We start from the raw sequence: 18,991 nt of genomic DNA on the forward strand, positions 1-18,991 counted from the left end.
TCAGTAGGAGGGCGCCGCGGGCAGGCCGAAGTACTCCTCGAGCGTCCTGGTGCCCGCCGCCCTCATGGCGAGCGAGACGTCCCTGCCCACGTACCGGAAGTGCCACGACTCGGCGGAGAAGCCCGTGACCTCGTGGTAGCCCAGCGGATAACGGAGGATGAAGCCGTGGTCGGCGGCGTGCGTCGCGGCCCACTGGGCGGCGGGGGTGTCCCGGAAGCAGAGGACCAGGGTGCAGGCGCCGTCCGCCTGCCCGATGTCGAACGCCAGCCCCGTCTGGTGCTCCGAATAGCCGGGGCGGGCCGACACCGTGTCGGCGCCCGCAGCGTCACCGTACTGTGCGACCCAGGAGGCGTACGTCGACTCCTGGACGGCGAAGGAACGGTAGCCGCTGATGAGTGTCAGCGCGACGCCGTCCTCCGCTGCCGCCGCGAACATCCCCTCCACCGCCGCGGCGACGTCGGAGCGCAGGAGGGCGTTCTCCGTGGCCGTCGCGACGGCGGGCTGCCGCAGGTCCGTGGGTGCGAAGTCCAGGGGCACGAGGGGGCGGCGCTTGTTCACGACGACGTCGACGGCGCCCGGATCGCCATGGAGGCCGGCTGCAGGGGGAGGCGAGGGGGCAGAGGGCGTCGCGGTCGGGCCGGCCGCCGCACCGGAGGTCGTGGCAGCAGGTGCGGGATCACGCTGTACCGGGGCCGGGAGCGCACCCTGCGTGGCGTCGCCGGCAGGAGCAGGGGAAGGGGAAGGGGAAGGAGCAGGAGCAGGCGACGAGGAAGGAGCAGGCGACGAGGAAGGCCCGGCAGACGGCCCGGCAGGCGGCCCGGGGGAGACCGGAACGGGGGCCGACGGGTCACCGGCGGGGGATGAACCCGACGACGGTGCGACGGCGGTGGGCGGTGTCGCTGCCGGTCCGGGGGCGGAGCAGGCGGGAAGCAGCACTGCGAGGAACATCACCGCCGCGAACCCCCGGACGCGCACGGTCAGGTCTTCCGGAGCAGCATGCGACGCACGGAGTGGTCGGCATCCTTCGTCAGGACCAGCTGGGCACGGCCGCGGGTGGGCAGCACGTTGGTCACGAGGTTGGGCTCGTTGATGCGTTCCCAGATGCCCCTGGCGGTCCGCTGTGCCTCCTCGTCGCTGAGGCCCGCATAGCGGTGGAAGTAGGACTCGGGATCGGCGAAGGCACTCGAGCGCAGGGACTGGAAGCGGTCGATGTACCACTGCTCGATATGCGCGGTCTTCGCGTCCACGAAGATGGAGAAATCGAAGAAATCGCTCACCGCCAGCCCCGTGATGCCGTCGGTCCTCGGCCGGGCGGGCGCCAGGACGTTGAGGCCCTCGACGATCAGCACGTCCGGGCGGCGCACCACGATCTCCCGGCCGGGCACGATGTCGTAGGTGAGGTGCGAGTACGCCGGCGCGCGGACCTCGGCCGCCCCGCTCTTGACCTCGCTCACGAAACGGAGCAGGCGGCGGCGGTCGTACGACTCCGGGAAACCCTTGCGCTGCATGAGTCCGCGGCGGTGGAGTTCGGCGTTGGGGTAGAGGAACCCGTCGGTGGTGATGAGTTCCACATCCGGGGTGTCGGGCCAGCGCCGCAGCAGCTCGCGGAGCACCCTCGCCGTCGTCGACTTGCCCACCGCCACCGAGCCGGCGACGCCGATCACGAACGGTGTCCTGGTGGTCGTCTCGCCGAGGAACGTGTTGGTCGCCGCGTGGAGCTGCCCCGCCGCGGCGGTGTAGAGGTTCAGCAGGCGGGAGAGGGGGAGGTACACCTCGCGCACCTCGTCGAGGTTCAGCGCATCGCCGAGTCCGCGGAGGCGCTGGACGTCCTCGACGTTCAGGGGGCTCTCGATCTCGTGCGACAGGCGGGACCACATCTGGCGGTCGAGCTCGACGAACGGTGTGAAGGATTCGGCACTGGTGGCCTGCTGCGTACCCGTGCTCGCTTCACTCACCCGATGATTCTGCCCGGTGCCCTGCGCATTAACAAACGCAGCCACCGGTACTCTAGGGGGCATGTGCGGAATTGTGGGGTATGTAGGCCGGGACCACGGCCAGGGATCGTCGGCGCTTGACTCAGTCGCCCCGGCGTTCGATCAGGAATCGTCCGAAGCGCGCCATGGCGCGCTCGACGTCGTCATGGAGGGCCTTCGCCGCCTCGAGTACCGCGGGTACGATTCCGCGGGCGTCGCCGTGATCACCCCGGCGGGCATCGAGTCACGGAAGAAGGCCGGCAAGCTGACCAACCTCATCGGTGAGCTGGCCGCCGACCCGCTGCCGCGCTCGCTGACCGGGATCGGCCACACCCGCTGGGCGACGCACGGCGGGCCCACGGACCAGAACGCGCACCCGCACCTGGCCGACGGCGGCAGGCTCGCCCTGATCCACAACGGCATCATCGAGAACTACGCCGAGCTGAAGGCCGAGCTGACGGGCGAGGGCCTCGACTTCATCTCCGACACCGACACCGAGGTCGCCGCCGGGCTCGTGGGCTACCTCTACCGCGGCCTCGTGGACAGCGGGGCCGAGGGCGACCTCCTCACGCTCGCCCTGCAGCAGGCCTGCCAGCGCCTCGAGGGCGCCTTCACCCTCCTCGCCATCCACCAGGACCAGCCCGGCGTCGTCGTCGCGGGCCGCCGCAACTCCCCGCTCGTCGTCGGCCTCGGCGACGGCGAGAACTTCCTCGGCTCCGACGTCTCGGGCTTCATCGACTTCACGCGGCGTGCCGTGGAACTCGGCCAGGACCAGATCGTCACGATCACGCCCGACGAGGTCGCCATCACCGACTTCTTCGGTGCCCCCGCCGAGGGCACCGAGTTCCACGTCAGCTGGGACGCCGCCGCCGCCGAGAAGGGCGGCTTCGAGTCCTTCATGGAGAAGGAGATCCACGACCAGCCGGACGCGGTGGGCCAGACCCTCCTCGGGCGCTCCGACGTCGCGGGCAACCTCGTGCTCGACGAGCTGCGCATCGACGAGGCGATCCTGCGCTCCGTCGACAAGATCGTCGTGCTCGCCTGCGGCACCTCCGCCTATGCCGGGCAGGTGGCCAAGTACGCGATCGAGCACTGGTGCCGCATCCCCACCGAGGTGGAGCTGTCCCACGAGTTCCGCTACCGGGACCCGATCGTGAACGAGAAGACGCTCGTCGTCGCCATCTCGCAGTCGGGCGAGACCATGGACACGCTCATGGCCGTCCGGTACGCCCGCGAGCAGGGCGCCAAGGTCGTGGCGATCTGCAACACCAACGGGTCCACAATCCCGCGCGAATCGGACGCCGTGCTGTACACGCACGCCGGTCCCGAGATCGCCGTGGCCTCCACGAAGGCGTTCCTCGCGCAGATCACCGCCGCCTACCTGCTGGGCCTCTACCTCGCGCAGCTGCGCGGCAACAAGTACCGCGACGAGATCGCGGACGTGCTGGCCGATCTCTCCACCATCCCCGCGAAGATCCAGTCGATCCTCGACGACGCCGACAAGATCAAGCAGCTCGGCGCCGCCATGTCCAACGCCAAGTCGGTGCTCTACCTCGGTCGGCACGTCGGCTTCCCCGTCGCCATGGAGGGTGCGCTCAAGCTCAAGGAGCTCGCCTACATCCACGCGGAGGGCTTCGCCGCCGGTGAGCTGAAGCACGGCCCCATCGCGCTGATCGAGGAGGGCCAGCCCGTCGTGGTCGTGATGCCGTCGCCGAGCGCCCGCAACTCGCTGCACTCCAAGGTCGTCTCGAACGTCCAGGAGATCCGTGCCCGCGGCGCCGTGACGATCGTCATCGCCGAGGAGGGCGACACCTCCGTGGAGGCCTACTCGGAGCACGTGTTCTACGTCCCCGCGTCGCCGACACTCCTCGCACCCCTGCTGACCACGGTGCCGCTGCAGATCTTCGCGCTGGCCCTCGCCAGTGCCAAGGGCTACGACGTGGACCAGCCCCGCAACCTGGCGAAGTCGGTCACGGTTGAGTAGTCCCCTCCGGGTGCCGCCGCGCCGCGACGCGGCGGCACCGTGCAGGGCGGCGGCGTGATCGTCGGGATCGGCGTCGACGTCGTGGACATCGAGCGCTTCCGCCAGCAGCTCGAGCGGACCCCCGCCCTCGTGGAGCGGCTGTTCGTCCCCTCGGAACGCCACCTCAACACCCGGTCCCTGGCCGCGCGCTTCGCCGCCAAGGAGGCCATCGCCAAGGCCATCGGGGCTCCCGTGGGCATGAACTGGCAGCACTGCACCATCGAGGTGGACGCCGCCGGAGCGCCGTCCGTCGTCGTCGACGGGACGGTCGCGGATGCGGCACGGGCCCGCGGGGTCGAGACGTGGCATCTGTCCATCAGCCACGACGGCGGGCTCGCCACCGCGATGGTGGTCGCGGAGGGCCGGATCCCGGCGAGCGCAAAATAGTAACCGTACTGATTATCGGCTGGCTTACCGCTAAGCTCGATCATATGCTCTTTGCCTTTTCCGGGGGTGACGTCCGCGCTGCGGAGGCCCCCTTCATCGACGCCGGGCAGGGGCATGCCCTGATGCAGAGGGCCGCCCACGGGCTGTTCGGCGTCGTCCTCGGCCTGCTGCGGGATGCCGGGCGCGGCACGTACGGAGCCACCGCCGTGGTGCTGGCCGGCAGCGGCAACAACGGCGCGGATGCGCTGTACGCGGGGGAGCGGCTGCTGCGCCGGGGCGTCGCCGTCACCGCCGTCCTCACGTCCGACCGGGTACACGAAGCCTCCCTCGAGGCCTTCACCGCCGCCGGCGGCTCGAGCGTCCTGCTCGACGACGCCTCCCTCCCCGGACTCGCGGCGCACGCCGCCTCCGCGGACGTCCTCATCGACGGGATCCTCGGGACAGGCGCGAGCGGGGGCCTGCGGGGCACGTCCGCCGCCTTCGCGCGGGCCTTCGACGACGCGGCCGGTCCCCGTGGCCGCCGCGGCACGCTCGTCGTCGCCTGCGACCTGCCGAGCGGCATCGGCGTGGACTCCGGGCTCGTCGAGGGCCCCGTGCTCCAGGCCGATGCCACCGTCACCTTCGGCGCCGCGAAACCGGGGCTGCTGATCGGCGACGGCGCCGTGGCGGCCGGAGAGCTCAACCTCGTGGACATCGGCCTCGACCTCTCCCCGTTCACGCCCGCGGCCCGCAGCCTGCTCGGGGCCGATGCCGCCGCGCTCCTGCGGCTCCCCGGCGCCCACGACCACAAGTACTCCCGCGGGGTCCTCGGCGTCGCCGCCGGATCCGCGCGCTACCCCGGAGCGGCCGTCCTCGCCGTCGGTGCCGCCCTCGCGACCGGCGTCGGCATGGTGCGCTACGCCGGGCCGGCCGCCGTCGCCGCGCTCATCCACGCGCGGAGTCCGGAGGCGGTCGCCGCCACCGGATCCGTCGCGGAGGCGCGGTCCCAGGCGTGGGTGGTGGGTCCCGGAGCGGTGGACGACGACGACCAGCGGCGTCGCGCCGTCGACGCCCTGGGGTCCGGCCTTCCCGTCGTCGTCGATGCCGGTGCGCTCGCCGAGGTCCCCGAGCGTGTGGGGCCCCAGGTGGTCCTCACACCGCACGCGGGCGAACTGCGGGAGCTGCTCGCCGCCCGCGGACTCGACGTCGGACGGCCGGAGATCGAGGCGGAGCCCGCGCGGTTCGCGCTGCGGGCAGCCGAGCTGACCGGCGCCACCGTACTCCTCAAGGGGTACACGACCGTCGTCGCGGCCCCCTCCGGGACGCTGTTCGTCCAGGCCGACGGAACACCCTGGCTCGCCACGGCGGGAGCAGGGGACACGCTCTCCGGGATCATCGGGGCGCTGGCCGCGACACTGGCCGACGACGACGGCGCCGCCGCGCGCGTCGGGGTCGCCGGGGAGGACCTGTGGGCGGCCATCGCCGCAGCGGGAGCACTGATCCACGGGAGGGCCGGCCGGCGCGCCGCCCTCCGCGGGCCCGTCGTCGTCTCCGCGCTACCCGCGGACATCGGTGCCGTGGTCGCGGAACTGATCGACGAGCGTCGTCCCGTGACGTGAGGGGTAGTCGACGTAATTAACCGCAGCGACAGCTGAATGCGCTATGTATGGATGAAGCGGCCGGGGCACCAGGACCCCGCAGCCGATGAGCACCACCCTGGCCGCCCTGAAGGCGCCCACGGAAGAGAACACCAAGGAGAACCAACTGATGGAACTATGGCCCGGCGATGCGTATCCCCTGGGAGCAACCTACGACGGCACGGGGACGAACTTCGCGCTCTACAGCGAGGTCGCGGACCTCGTCGTCCTCTGCCTCTTCGACGATGACGGCACCGAGACCTGCATCGAGCTCAAGGAGGTCGACGGCTACGTCTGGCACGGCTACCTCCCGCAGGTGACGCCCGGACAGAAGTACGGCTACCGGGTCCACGGCCCCAACAACCCGGCCGAGGGGCACCGCTGCAACCCCAACAAGCTCCTCCTGGACCCGTACGCGAAGGCCATCTCCGGCGACCTCGACTGGGACCAGGCGCTGTTCGGCTACAACTTCGGCGACGAGCACTCGGTCAACAACGAGGACTCCGCCGCGCACATGATGCTCGGCGTCGTCGTCAACCCGTTCTTCAACTGGGACGGCGACCGCATGCCGCGCACGCCCTACCACCAGTCCGTCATCTACGAGGCGCACGTCAAGGGCCTGACGCAGCTGCACCCGGACATCCCCGAGGAGCAGCGCGGCACCTACGCCGGCATCGCCCACCCGTCCGTCATCGCGCACCTCCAGAAGCTCGGCGTCACCGCGATCGAGCTCATGCCCGTGCACCAGTTCGTCAACGACAGCACGCTCCAGGACAAGGGCCTCTCGAACTACTGGGGCTACAACACCATCGGCTTCTTCGCGCCGCACAACCAGTACACCTCCACCGGTGACCAGGGCGAGCAGGTCCAGGAGTTCAAGGCCATGGTGCGCGAACTCCACCTCGCCGGCATCGAGGTCATCCTCGACGTGGTGTACAACCACACGGCCGAGGGCAACCACATGGGCCCCACCATCTCGATGCGCGGTATCGACAACGCGTCCTACTACCGCCTGGTGGAGGACGACAAGCAGTACTACATGGACACCACGGGCACCGGCAACTCGCTCAACGTCGGCAACCCGCACTCCCTGCAGCTGCTCATGGACTCGCTGCGCTACTGGGTCACCGAGATGCACGTCGACGGCTTCCGGTTCGACCTCGCCTCCGCCCTGGCCCGCGAGTTCTACGAGGTGGACCGGCTCTCGGCCTTCTTCGAACTCGTCCAGCAGGACCCGATCGTCTCGCAGGTGAAGCTCATCGCCGAGCCGTGGGACGTCGGACCCGGCGGTTACCAGGTGGGCAACTTCCCGCCCCAGTGGACCGAGTGGAACGGCAAGTACCGCGACACGGTCCGCGACTTCTGGCGCGGGGAGCCCTCCAGCATCGGCGAGTTCGCCTCACGCCTCACCGGCTCCGCGGACCTGTACGAGCACTCCATGCGCCGTCCCGTCGCGTCGATCAACTTCGTCACCGCCCACGACGGCTTCACCCTCCGGGACCTCGTGTCCTACAACGAGAAGCACAACGAGGCCAACGGCGAGGACAACAACGACGGCGAATCGCACAACCGCTCCTGGAACGGCGGGGTCGAGGGCCCCACCGACGATCCCGAGGTGCTCGCGATCCGCGTCCGGCAGCAGCGCAACTTCATCGCCACCCTCCTGCTCTCGCAGGGCGTGCCGATGCTGCTGCACGGCGACGAGCTCGGCCGGACCCAGGACGGCAACAACAACACCTACTGCCAGGACTCCGAGATCAGCTGGGTGCACTGGGACAAGATGGACCAGCCGCTGCTCGAATTCACCGCGGCCGTGAACCGCCTCCGGTCCGAGCACCCCACGTTCCGCCGTCGCCGGTTCTTCGACGGCCGCCCCGTCCGACGCGGCGAGGGCGAGGCGCTGCCGGACATCGTGTGGCTCGACACCACCGGCGAGCTCATGGCCCCCGAGGACTGGGACAGCGGCTTCGGCCGCTCGATCGGGGTCTTCCTCAACGGCCAGGGCATCCAGGGCCGGGACGCGCGCGGCCAGCGGATCGTGGACGCCAACTTCCTGCTGTACTTCAACGCACACGACGACGCCGTGGACTTCACGATCCCGTCCGACGAGTACGGCACGTCCTGGGACGAGGTGATCGACACCGCCGGCAAGTACGCCGACAGCGAGGCGATCCCGGCCGGCGCGACCATCGCCATCGAGGGCAAGTCCATGGTCGTCCTGCGGGCGCACTCCGAGGTCGAGGACCTGGACCACTCGGTCGCGGCGTCCCTGGCCATCCTCGCCAACGAGGTCACCGCCAAGACCGGCACCCCCTAGCACCACCCGTACAGGCCCACCCGCTCCGTCGACGTCCCAGGAGGACCCCGTGTTGACACCCAGATCCACCTACCGGCTGCAGATCCGCAACGAGTTCGACCTGCATCGGGCCGCGGCCCTCGTGCCGTACCTGCACGACCTCGGGGCGGACTGGGTGTACCTGTCACCGATCCTGACGGCCGAGAAGGGATCCGGCCACGGCTACGACGTGACCGACCCCACCGCGGTCGACCCCGACCGCGGTGGTCCCGGCGGGCTCGCTGTCCCCCACGAGGCCCCCCGGTCGGCGGGCATGGGTGTGCTCGTCGACATCGTCCCGAACCACATGGGCATCGAGACGCCCTCCGACAACGCCTGGTGGTGGCAGCTCCTCGAGGAAGGGCGCGCCTCCCGGATGGCGGAGGCGTTCGACGTCGACTGGGACGCGAACGGCGGACGTCTCCGCATCCCCGTGCTCGGTGACGGCGACGACGAGCTGGACCAGCTCGCGGTCGTCGACGGCGAGCTGCACTACTACGACAACCGGTACCCGATCGCCGAGGGGACCGCCCACCCCGGTGACACGGGTGCAGAGGTGCATGGCCGCCAGCACTACGAGCTCGTGAACTGGCGGCGTGCCGACAGCGAACTGAACTACCGGCGCTTCTTCGGCGTCAACACCCTCGCGGGCCTGCGCGTCGAAGTCCCCTGGGTGTTCGAGGAGAGCCACAGCGAGGTGAAGCGGTGGTTCGACGAGGGCCTCGTGGACGGCCTCCGCATCGACCACCCCGACGGTCTCGCCGACCCGAAGGGCTACCTCGACGACCTCCGTGCCCTGACCGGCGGGGCGTTTGTGCTCGTCGAGAAGATCCTCGAGCCGGGGGAGAAGCTCCCCGGGGACTGGGCCACCGAGGGGACCACCGGCTATGACGCGCTCGCGGACATCGACCGGCTCTTCACCGACCCGGCAGGAGAGCACGCGCTCACCGCCTCCGTGCCCGTGGACCCGTTCCACGAGATGATCCACGGCACCAAGCGCGCCATCGCGGACGGCATCCTGCGCTCCGAGGTGCTGCGACTGGCGCGGCTCGTCCCGACCGACGCCGCACTCGGCGCCGACGCCGCGGCGGACGCCATCGCCGAGCTGCTGACCTGCTTCCCCGTCTACCGCAGCTACCTGCCGGGCGGTGCCGAGTACCTCGCCGAGGCCGTGCGGGACGCCCAGGTGCGCCGCCCGGACCTCGCGGACACCATCACCGCGCTCCACCCGCTCCTCGACCCGTTCCTCGACGGGGGCTCCGGCGAACTGACCGAACTCGCCCGGAGGTTCCAGCAGACGTCCGGGATGGTCATGGCGAAGGGCGTCGAGGACACCGCGTTCTACCGGTACTCACGGCTCGTGTCCCTGAACGAGGTCGGCGCGGATCCGGGCATCTTCGCCATCGACCCGCTCGAACTGCACCGCCGCCTGCTCCAGCGCGAGACGGACAGCCCGCTGGCCATGACGACGCTCAGCACGCACGACACCAAGCGCAGCGAGGACACCCGTACGCGGATCTCGGTCATCTCCGAGGTCGCCGACGAGTGGACCGCGGTCCTCGCCCAGCTCGAGGAGCTCGCACCGATCAAGGATCCGACCTTCGCGCCGCTGCTCTGGCAGTCGCTCATCGGCGCCTGGCCGCTGAGCAGGGAACGCGCCCACGCCTACGCCGAGAAGGCGTCGCGCGAGGCCGACCTCAGCACCCACTGGACCGCACCCGACGAGGACTTCGAACAGGGCATGCACGCGGCCGTGGATGCCGCGTTCGACGACGATGCCGTCGCCGGCGTCCTCTCCGCCTTCGTGGAGCGCATCCAGGCGGCCGGCTGGTCCAACTCGATCGGCCTCAAACTGCTCCAGCTGACCATGCCGGGAGTCCCGGACGTGTACCAGGGCACAGAGTTCTGGGACACCTCGCTGGTGGACCCCGACAACCGCCGCGAGGTGGACTACGAGGCACGCCGGAAGGTGCTCACCGACCTGAACTTCGGCGCACTGCCCCAGGTCGGTGCGGACGCGCACGCCAAGCTGCTCGTCGTCTCGCGCGCCCTCAAACTGCGCCGCGACCGCCCCGAGCTCTTCACCGGGTACACCGCCGTCGCAGCATCCGGCGAGGCCGCGGACCACGTCTTCGGGTTCGACCGCGGAGGCGCGGTCACGCTCATCACGCGTCTGCCCCAGGGACTCGCGGACCGCGGCGGATGGGGTGACACCACCCTGGAGATCCCCGCCGGCAGCTACACCTGCGCCCTCACCGGCACCGCGGTCAGCGGAGGCACGGTGCGTGCAGCAGACCTCTTCTCGACCTTCCCCGCAGCCCTACTCGTCCAGGAGGACGCAGCATGAGTTCCATCTTCGACGTCTGGGCGCCCCGCGCCGAGACCCTGACCCTCGTCGCCGACGGCGTCCGCCACCCGATGACGCAGGGCGAGGGCGGCTGGTGGCACCCGGCTGGTGACCTGCCGTCGTCGTCGGACGTGTCCTACGGGTACCTCGTCAACGGCTCCGAGACGCCCGTCCCCGACCCGCGGTCGCGCCGCCAGCCCGAGGGCGTGCACGGCCTCTCGCACACCTTCGATCCCGCGGCCCACGAGTGGCAGGACGCATCGTGGCAGTCGCCCGGCCTCGACGGCGGGGTCATCTACGAGATGCACCTCGGCACCTTCACGCCCGAGGGGACGCTCGACGCCGCGATCGGCAAGCTCGACCACCTCGTGGACCTCGGCGTCCAGTACGTGGAGCTGCTGCCCGTGAACGCCTTCAACGGCACCCACAACTGGGGCTACGACGGCGTCCTCTGGTATGCGGTCCAGGAGACCTACGGCGGTCCCGCGGCCTACCAGCGCTTCGTCGACGCCGCCCACCAGAAGGGCCTCGGCGTCATCCAGGACGTCGTGCACAACCACCTGGGCCCGAGCGGGAACTACCTCGGACTCTTCGGCCCGTACCTCACCGAGGGCATGTCCAACACCTGGGGTGACTCCCTGAACCTCGACGGCCCGCAGTCGGACGAGGTGCGGAAGTACGTCCTCGACAACGTGGCCCAGTGGTTCCGGGACTACCACGTGGACGGGCTCCGGCTCGATGCCGTGCACGCCCTCCACGACGAGCGCGCCGTCCACATCCTCGAGGAGTTCGCCGCGCGGACCGACGAGTGGGCCGAGGAGCTCGGCAAGCCGCTGTTCCTCATCGCCGAGTCCGACCTCAACAACCCGCGTCTCGTGCAGGGCCGCGACGTCGGGGGATACGGCCTCGCAGGGCAGTGGAGCGACGACTTCCACCACGCGGTGCACGTCAACCTCACGGGCGAGACCGAGGGCTACTACCTCGACTTCGACTCCGTGGGCGCGCTGGCGAAGGTCCTCGAGAAGGGGTTCTTCCACGACGGCACCTACTCGTCGTTCCGGGAACGCCACCACGGCCGCGAGATCGACCCTTCCCGCGTGTCGCCGCTCCAGCTCGTCGTCGCGACGCAGAACCACGACCAGATCGGCAACCGCGCCGCGGGCGACCGCATCAGCGCCACCCTGAACCCCGCACAGCTCGCGCAGGCCGCCGTCCTCAACATCCTGAGCCCGTTCACCCCGATGCTCTTCATGGGCGAGGAGTACGGGGCCTCGACACCCTGGCCGTTCTTCACCTCCCACCCGGAGCCGGAACTCGGCAAGGCCACGGCCGAGGGGCGGCTGAGGGAGTTCGAGCGCATGGGATGGCGCCCGGAGGACGTCCCCAACCCGCAGGACCCGGAGACGTTCGCGTCCGCCAAGCTCGACTGGTCCGAGATCGAGCAGGGCCACCACGCCGAGCTGCTGACCATCTACCGCGACCTCATCCGCCTGCGCCGCGCGCACCCCGAGCTGCGCGAGGCCGACTTCGGCAGCATCTCGGTCGACTTCGACGAGGAGAGCCGCTGGATCGTCCTCCACCGGGGCGGCATCGACGTCATCCTGAACCTGGGCGACGGCATGGCGACCGTGCCCGTCCAGGGCGCGGAGGCGGAGGTCCTGCTCTCCACCGTCGACGGCGTCGGGCTACTCGCCGAGGCGGTACAGCTCCCGCCCCACGCGTCGCTCGTCCTCCGCCCGGGCGTCGCGTAGGTCAGGACTGTCCAAGGGTTCCGACAGGACGGCCCCGGAGGGAACCGGACCGTCGGTGCCCCCGGTCATACTGGGCGGGACACTCTTCCCTGAGCCGCATCGGGGCCCGCCCGCGGCGGGGGCCGATGCCGCCAGGTGCAGGACCCGGTACTCGGAAGGCGGCAGGAACACATGACCCTGGACACGACCACCCTGCGGATAGCGTTCGGGGCCATCGCCGTCACGCTCTTCGTGCTGTTCTACACCGTGTCGTTCCGGCAGACGCGCTCGGCCTACAGCGCCTGGTGGTGCGCGGCCGTCGCCTTCTTCTTCACGGGGTCCTTCAGCTTCCTGCTCGACGGGACCGCGCACCAGGTGTGGGCCAACCCGCTCGGCAACACCCTGCTCGTTCTGGGGACGGTGAGCGTCTGGGCGGGCGCCCGCACCCTGCGCACCAGCAAGCCCGCATGGCTCCAGCTGTCGGCGGCACCGCTGCTCACGCTGTTCGCGTCAGCGCTCGACAGCCCGGCCACCAACACCTGGTCCGGCGGCCCCGTCTTCCTCGGCATGATGTCCCTCACCATCGGCCTCGCGTCGTGGGAGCTCTGGCGGCTGCCGAGCAGCTACAGCAAGGTGCAGGCACCCCTGGCCGTCTCCTCCGGGTTCCTCGCGATCCTCTACCTGGCACGGTGTCTCGTGTTCGTCGTCGAGGGCCCGGACGGGAGGATCTTCACCACCTACTTCGGCTCCGGCATCACCACGCTCATCACCATGCTCCTGCTCGTCGTCGTGTCCTTCAGTGCGGCAGCGCTGAGCGCCGAGCAGATCGCCACCGACCTCCGGGCCCGCGCCGACCGGGACGCGCTGACCGGACTGCTCAACCGCTCGGGCTTCCTCGACCTCGCCACCACGCACACCGACCGCCTGGCACGGATGGATCGCCCGGGAACGCTGATCCTCGCGGACCTCGACTTCTTCAAGTCCGTCAACGACACGCACGGCCACGCTGCGGGCGACACCGTCCTGAAGGCGTTCGCGGAGGCGTGCACCGAGACGGTCCGGTCCACCGACCTCGTCGGGCGGTACGGAGGCGAGGAGTTCATCTTCCTGCTGCCCGGTGCCACGATCTCCAGGAGCGAGGACATCACCCGGGACGTGAGCATGGCCCTGCGCGGCCATTCGACCCCTGGTGGGTTCGAGATGCCGACGGTCAGTTACGGCATCGCCGCGATCGAGTCGACGGGCTACGATCTCGACGCCGCCATCGCCGCCGCCGACCGTGCCCTGTACGCGGCGAAGGCCGGCGGCCGGGACAAGTCGGTCCGGGCCATCGGCCCGACGATGGAGGGGCGGGGGTCCTCACCCGGACCGTCCGTCGGATCGCGCGGCATGTGATCCGTCCGGCCATCGCCCTGCGTGTGGTGAGGGGCCCGGAGCAGGCGCGAGGAGCACGTGCCGGAGCAATCGGCCACCGACGGCCCGGATGCCCGGCCGGAGCGAGGACGCTCCCCTAGGATGAGGGCATGACTTTCTCCCCTGCTGATGACCGTTATGCTTCGATGCCGTATCGGCGGGTGGGGGCGAGTGGGTTGCTGCTGCCGGCGGTGTCGTTGGGACTGTGGCACAACTTCGGTGATGACAAGGCATTCGACACGCAGCGGGCGATCCTCCGGCGGGCGTTCGACCTCGGGGTGACGCATTTCGATCTGGCCAACAATTACGGTCCCCCGTACGGGAGTGCGGAGACGAACTTCGGCCGGCACCTGAAGGATGATTTCCGGCCGTTCCGGGACGAGCTGGTGATCTCCACGAAGGCCGGGTACGACATGTGGCCGGGCCCATACGGGAACTTCGGGTCGCGGAAGTACCTGCTGGCGAGCCTGGATCAGTCGCTGGCCCGGATGGGCCTGGACTACGTGGACATCTTCTACAGCCACCGCCCGGACCCGGAGACCCCGTTGGAGGAGACGATGGGGGCCCTGGACACCGCGGTCCGGTCGGGCCGTGCCCTGTACGCGGGGATCTCCTCGTACTCGCCGGAGCGGACCCTGGAGGCGGCGGCGATCCTGGCGGAGTTGGGGACGCCGTTGCTGATCCATCAGCCGTCGTACTCGATGCTGAACCGGTGGACGGAGAACGGGGACCCGAACCTGTTCGAGGCCCTGGAGCAGGTCGGGGCCGGGTCGATCGCGTTCTCCCCGCTGGCGCAGGGCCTGCTGACGGACAGGTATCTGGGCGGGGTCCCGGAGGATTCGCGGGCCGCGGCGGGTAAGTCGTTGGATCGGGGGCAGCTGAGCGGGGAGAACCTGGAGAGGATCCGGGGCCTGAACAGGATCGCCGAGGGCCGGGGCCAGTCGCTGGCGCAGCTGGCGATCGCGTGGGTGCTCCGGGACCAGTCCAAGGGCACCGGTGTGACGTCGGCGCTGATCGGGGCCTCCAGTGTGGGCCAGCTCGAGGACAGCCTCACCGCCGTCGAGCGCCTGGACTTCACCGCCGAGGAACTGACCAGCATCGACGAATTCGCCGTCGAATCCGACATCAACCTCTGGGCCAACGCCCTCAAGGCCTGATGCTGCGGTTCCGGGAGGCGACGCCGGAGGACTGGCCCGCCCTCTGGACCATCATGGAACCGGTTGCGAGAGCAGGCGAGACCTACTGCTGGGACACCTCGATGGACGAGGAGGCCGGCCGGCTCGAGTGGTTCCCCGGCCCGACCGGACCCGATCCGACGCTCGTCGTCCTCGTGGCCGTGGACGACGAGACCGGCCGCGTGCTGGGCACCGCACAGCTGCATGCCAACCGGGGTGGCAACGGGGCGCACGTCGCGAACGCCTCCTTCCTCGTGGCGGCCGACGCCGGGGGGCGCGGGGTGGGCCGTGCCCTCGCCGGCCACGTGCTCGACCAAGCACGAGCCGCCGGCTACGCCGCCATGCAGTTCAACGCCGTCGTCCAGACGAACGAACGCGCGGTCGCCCTCTGGGCCTCACTCGGTTTCGCGATCGTGGGGACCGTCCCCGGAGCGTTCCTGCACCCGTCGGCCGGACCGACAGGCCTCCACATCATGCACCGCCTCCTGTAGCGGAGTGCCGGCCCGGCCGCGACGCGGGGACCGCAGGGCGACGGCGCCCGCCGCGGGCCACAATGGGACCATGACTGCCACGACGCCCGTCCCCCCACCGCTCCTCGGCACCTGGGCCACCCTCGGCGAACCCCGCCTGACAGCCGAGATCGCGAGGTCGGGCGTCGACTGGGTCGGCCTCGACGCACAGCACGGTCACTTCGACGATCGCGCCCTGCGGGATACGATGGCCCCGCGGCCGACGCCCGCGGTCCCGATGCTCGTCCGGGTGGCGGCGAACGATGCCGCACTGATCGGCCGCGCGCTCGACGCGGGAGCGGACGGCGTCGTCGTCCCCCTCGTCGACAGCGTGGCCGACGCCGAGGCCGCGGTGGCCGCCAGCCACTACCCTCCCCACGGTGCGCGCAGCTGGGGGCCGCTGCCCGGCAGCCGCCCGGTGACCGGCCCCGGCTCCGACGGCGGCACGCACCCCGTGCCACTGTGCGCCGTGATGATCGAGACCGCTGCCGCACTGGACGCCGTCGAGGCGATCGCCGCGGTCCCCGGCGTCGACATGATCTTCGTGGGCCCGTTCGACCTCTCGCTCGCGCTAGGCCTGCACGTCGACGACCTCCTGGCGGCGCACGCGGGCGGGGAGGGCCCCCTCGCACGGATCCTCCACGCCTGCACCCTGGCCGGTATCCGCGCCGGCGCCTACGCCGGTACGCCCGAGCGGGCCGTGCTCCTCGCTGCTGCGGGCTTCCAGTGGATCGCCGCGACCACGGATGCGGCCCTGGTGTCCCTGGGGGTGGAGGAGATGCGTCGGCGGATGCCCGGCGACCGGGATCAGCCGGCCCAGGACTCCCTCAGCGCGGGGAACGCCGCCTCGTAACCGGCGAGCGCTGTGCCCGCGGCGTGGAACGAGTCCACCAGCGGATGCCCGGCGATGGCCCGGAGGGCGGCGTCGCGGTCTCCGTGCACCGCCGCACGGATGGTGTCCTGCTCGACGGCCTTCACGGCCGCCATGAGCCCGAGCTGGTGCGGGGTCAGGGGCGCCGCCGGCAGGGGGTGCGCCCCCGTCGCGTCCACGACGGACGGCACCTCGACGACGGCGTCCTCCGGCAGCCCGGGGAACGTCCGTCCGTTGCGCACGTTGAGGATCAGCTCGGCAGGCTGCCCCGTGAGCAGCGCCCGCATGACCTGCAGGGCCACGCGCTCGTACCCGCCTCCGGCGAGGTCCGCCTCGTCGCGTTCCTCGTCCCCCGTGCGGGCCTCGGCGAGGTACCCTGATTCCCGCTCGCGCCGCGCGTCCTCCCACACCCCGAGGGGATCGTCGGCGGCGAGGAGGCGCGGGTAGAGGTCGCGCTGCTGGTCGTGCAGGATCTCCCCGCGGGTCCGGTCCGCACCCCGGATGGAGCGGAGCGCCTCGCGGTGGAAGTAGTAGTAGAACAGGTACTCGTTGGGCAGGGCGCCGAGGACCCGGGGGAGGTCCGGTCCGAAGAGCCGGCCCTCCTCGAAACCGGCGAGGCGCACCGGATCGGCGAGCAGCCCGGGGAGACGGTCCGTTCCGCCGTCGTCGAGCCTGCGGAGCCAGCCCAGGTGGTTCAGGCCCACGTAGTCCACGCCGGCGAGCCCGCCCCGCAGGTCCGCGCCTGCCGCGCGGGCCGCGCGGGTCACGAGGCCCGAGGCCGAGTCGCAGATCCCGACGACCCGGTCGCCCAGGACCGCCGAGAGCGCCTCGGTGACCATCCCGGCGGGGTTCGTGAAGTTGATGAGCCAGGCGTCCGGCGCGACGGCGCGCATCGCCCGGGCCAGGCGCATCATGGCGGGGATGGAGCGGAGCGCATAGGAGATCCCGCCGGCGCCGACGGTCTCCTGCCCGAGCAGCCCGGCGTCCAGTGCCACGCGCTCGTCGAGGACGCGGCCCTGCGTCCCGCCACTGCGTACTGCGGCGAAGACGATGTCGGCACCCCGGAGCGCGTCCTCGAGGCGGTCCTCCACGTGGACGGACGGACGCGGGCCGCCGGACGGCGGCAGGGCTTCGAGGACCCGGGCGATGGCGTGCGCCCGCTCGGGCCGGGCGTCGAGCAGGACGACGTCGGAGACGAGCCCCGCGAACGGGCCGTCCGCGAGCGCGCGGTGGACGAGCGGCACGCGGAAGCCACCGCCGCCGACGATGACGAGGCGTGCGCCGGTTCCGGCCGTCTCGGGCAAGGCTCGTCCCGCTTCCGTGGATGGGGTGTCGTCAGGCTGCTGCTGTCGGGGCTCGAATCGGGGCCTACGGGCCGCCGGTCGCCCCGCGACCGGCGCCTGGGGGATATTCTGCCGTACATGGTCCAACAGCACCGCTTCGATCCGCTGGCGGCCACGCGCAGCCCGGACGGACCCGAGTTCGACCTCCTGCTCGCCGGGCAGGTGTTCTTCGACATCATCTTCACCGGCCTCGAGCAACTGCCGTCCCCGGGTACCGAGGTGTGGACCGAGGGCATGGGATCCGGGCCGGGCGGGATCGCGAACCAGGCGATCGCCGCCAGCAGGCTCGGGCTCCGCACGACCCTCGCCGCAGCATTCGGCGATGACGGGTACGGCCAGTTCAACTGGGACGTGCTGCAGGACCAGGAGCACGTCGACCTGTCGCGCTCGCGCGTGTTCGGACGGTGGCACTCGCCGGTCACGGTGTCCCTCTCGGTGCACCAGGACCGCTCGATGATCACGCACGGCCACCCCTCACCGCTGCGGGCCACCGAACTGATCGGCACGCCGCCGTCGTGCCGGGCCGCCATCGTGAGCCTGGAGCGCGAGGTGGAGCCATGGGCCCGGGCCGCGGCCGCCGCCGGAACCAAGCTGTTCGGTGACGTCGGCTGGGACGCGGCAGGGGAGTGGGCACCCGAGACCCTGGCATCGCTCGAGCATTTCCACGCGTTCATGCCCAACGCCGCCGAAGCCATGGCGTACACGCGGACCGACGACCCCTGGGCCGCCCTGTACTCACTCGCGGACCGCGTGCCCGTCGCCGTCGTGACGGTCGGCCAGCAGGGGGCCATCGCCATCGACGCGGAGACGGGGGAGGAGGAGTGGGTGCCGGCCCTGCCCGTCGCCGCGTACGATCCGACGGGCGCCGGGGACTGCTTCGGGGCGGCGTTCGTCATGGGCGACCTCGCGGGTTTCCCGCTCGCCGACCGCCTCCGGTTCGCGAACCTCTGCGCCTCGCTCTCCGTCCAGCATGTCGGAGGGTCGCTGGCCGCCCCGGGATGGGGCGACATCGCCGACTGGTGGCATCGGGTCAACACGGGGCGCGGCGGCGTGCGGAGGCAGTGGCTGCGCCGGTACGCCTTCCTCGAGGACCTGGTGTCGGACGTCCCGACCGAGGCCCTGCGCCGCGCGACGGCGACCATCGCCCGCCAGTCCGACGCCTCGCCGTCGCGCCCGGCCGAGGGGCGCCTGGAGGTCCCGGTGAGGCCTGACGGCGAGGAGCTGGTCGCCGACCAGGACGACACCTGTTCGCGCTGATCCCGGAACGGT

The 18,991-nt window shown here is 71.0% G+C and carries 14 protein-coding genes; 11 read left to right on the forward strand and 3 right to left on the reverse strand.

The genetic code is table 11. From position 1 onward, the window contains the following. Together ACX80K_RS07760 and coaA are read right to left on the reverse strand one after the other, a co-directional pair. The gene (locus ACX80K_RS07760; RefSeq protein ID WP_459271254.1) at positions 1-558 is read right to left on the reverse strand and encodes a M15 family metallopeptidase; all 558 of its coding nucleotides are present in this window, start codon (positions 556-558) and stop codon (positions 1-3) included. Between the two features lie 419 nt (positions 559-977). Then, complete coding sequence (gene coaA, locus ACX80K_RS07765) at positions 978-1,955, reverse strand: type I pantothenate kinase (RefSeq protein ID WP_459271255.1); 978 nt, start codon at positions 1,953-1,955, stop codon at positions 978-980. A gap of 61 nt (positions 1,956-2,016) precedes the next feature. Between coaA and glmS the strand changes: the two genes are divergently transcribed. The 10 genes from glmS to ACX80K_RS07815 all read left to right on the forward strand — a co-directional run bounded on the left by glmS (position 2,017) and on the right by ACX80K_RS07815 (position 16,361). Continuing rightward, positions 2,017-3,957, forward strand: a complete 1,941-nt coding sequence (gene glmS, locus ACX80K_RS07770) for a glutamine--fructose-6-phosphate transaminase (isomerizing) (RefSeq protein WP_459271256.1) — start codon at positions 2,017-2,019, stop codon at positions 3,955-3,957. A 54-nt stretch (positions 3,958-4,011) separates the two neighbouring features. Next, on the forward strand, positions 4,012-4,383 hold the full coding sequence (locus tag ACX80K_RS07775; protein WP_104179269.1) for a holo-ACP synthase: 372 nt from the start codon (positions 4,012-4,014) through the stop codon (positions 4,381-4,383). A gap of 44 nt (positions 4,384-4,427) precedes the next feature. Beyond that, positions 4,428-5,981 (forward strand): NAD(P)H-hydrate dehydratase, encoded by a 1,554-nt coding sequence (locus ACX80K_RS07780; RefSeq protein WP_459271257.1) that lies wholly within the window; start codon positions 4,428-4,430, stop codon positions 5,979-5,981. Positions 5,982-6,129: 148 nt separating this feature from the next. Continuing rightward, positions 6,130-8,316, forward strand: coding sequence for a glycogen debranching protein GlgX (gene glgX, locus ACX80K_RS07785; protein ID WP_459271391.1), 2,187 nt, complete (start codon positions 6,130-6,132; stop codon positions 8,314-8,316). Between the two features lie 49 nt (positions 8,317-8,365). Next, the gene (gene treY / locus ACX80K_RS07790) at positions 8,366-10,681 is read left to right on the forward strand and encodes a malto-oligosyltrehalose synthase (RefSeq protein WP_459271258.1); all 2,316 of its coding nucleotides are present in this window, start codon (positions 8,366-8,368) and stop codon (positions 10,679-10,681) included. Then, complete coding sequence (gene treZ, locus ACX80K_RS07795; protein WP_459271259.1) at positions 10,678-12,432, forward strand: malto-oligosyltrehalose trehalohydrolase; 1,755 nt, start codon at positions 10,678-10,680, stop codon at positions 12,430-12,432. The genes treY and treZ overlap by 4 nt, the downstream gene beginning before the upstream one ends. A 171-nt stretch (positions 12,433-12,603) precedes the next feature. Beyond that, a complete protein-coding gene (locus tag ACX80K_RS07800) occupies positions 12,604-13,806 on the forward strand; it encodes a GGDEF domain-containing protein (protein ID WP_459271260.1) in 1,203 nt (400 codons plus the stop codon). Between the two features lie 128 nt (positions 13,807-13,934). Next, the gene (mgrA, locus tag ACX80K_RS07805; protein ID WP_459271261.1) at positions 13,935-14,981 is read left to right on the forward strand and encodes an L-glyceraldehyde 3-phosphate reductase; all 1,047 of its coding nucleotides are present in this window, start codon (positions 13,935-13,937) and stop codon (positions 14,979-14,981) included. Beyond that, complete coding sequence (locus ACX80K_RS07810) at positions 14,981-15,490, forward strand: GNAT family N-acetyltransferase (RefSeq protein ID WP_459271262.1); 510 nt, start codon at positions 14,981-14,983, stop codon at positions 15,488-15,490. Before mgrA ends, ACX80K_RS07810 begins: the two co-directional genes overlap by 1 nt. A 70-nt stretch (positions 15,491-15,560) precedes the next feature. Continuing rightward, the gene (locus tag ACX80K_RS07815; RefSeq protein ID WP_459271263.1) at positions 15,561-16,361 is read left to right on the forward strand and encodes an HpcH/HpaI aldolase family protein; all 801 of its coding nucleotides are present in this window, start codon (positions 15,561-15,563) and stop codon (positions 16,359-16,361) included. Here the strand turns inward: ACX80K_RS07815 and ACX80K_RS07820 are convergent. Further along, positions 16,316-17,683 (reverse strand): 6-phospho-beta-glucosidase, encoded by a 1,368-nt coding sequence (locus tag ACX80K_RS07820; protein WP_459271264.1) that lies wholly within the window; start codon positions 17,681-17,683, stop codon positions 16,316-16,318. The two genes, ACX80K_RS07815 and ACX80K_RS07820, sit on opposite strands and share 46 nt — an antisense overlap. A gap of 117 nt (positions 17,684-17,800) precedes the next feature. Between ACX80K_RS07820 and ACX80K_RS07825 the strand changes: the two genes are divergently transcribed. Further along, positions 17,801-18,979 (forward strand): PfkB family carbohydrate kinase, encoded by a 1,179-nt coding sequence (locus ACX80K_RS07825; RefSeq protein WP_459271265.1) that lies wholly within the window; start codon positions 17,801-17,803, stop codon positions 18,977-18,979. Positions 18,980-18,991: the final 12 nt, after the last annotated feature.

It is taken from the genome of Arthrobacter sorbitolis (assembly GCF_054510995.1).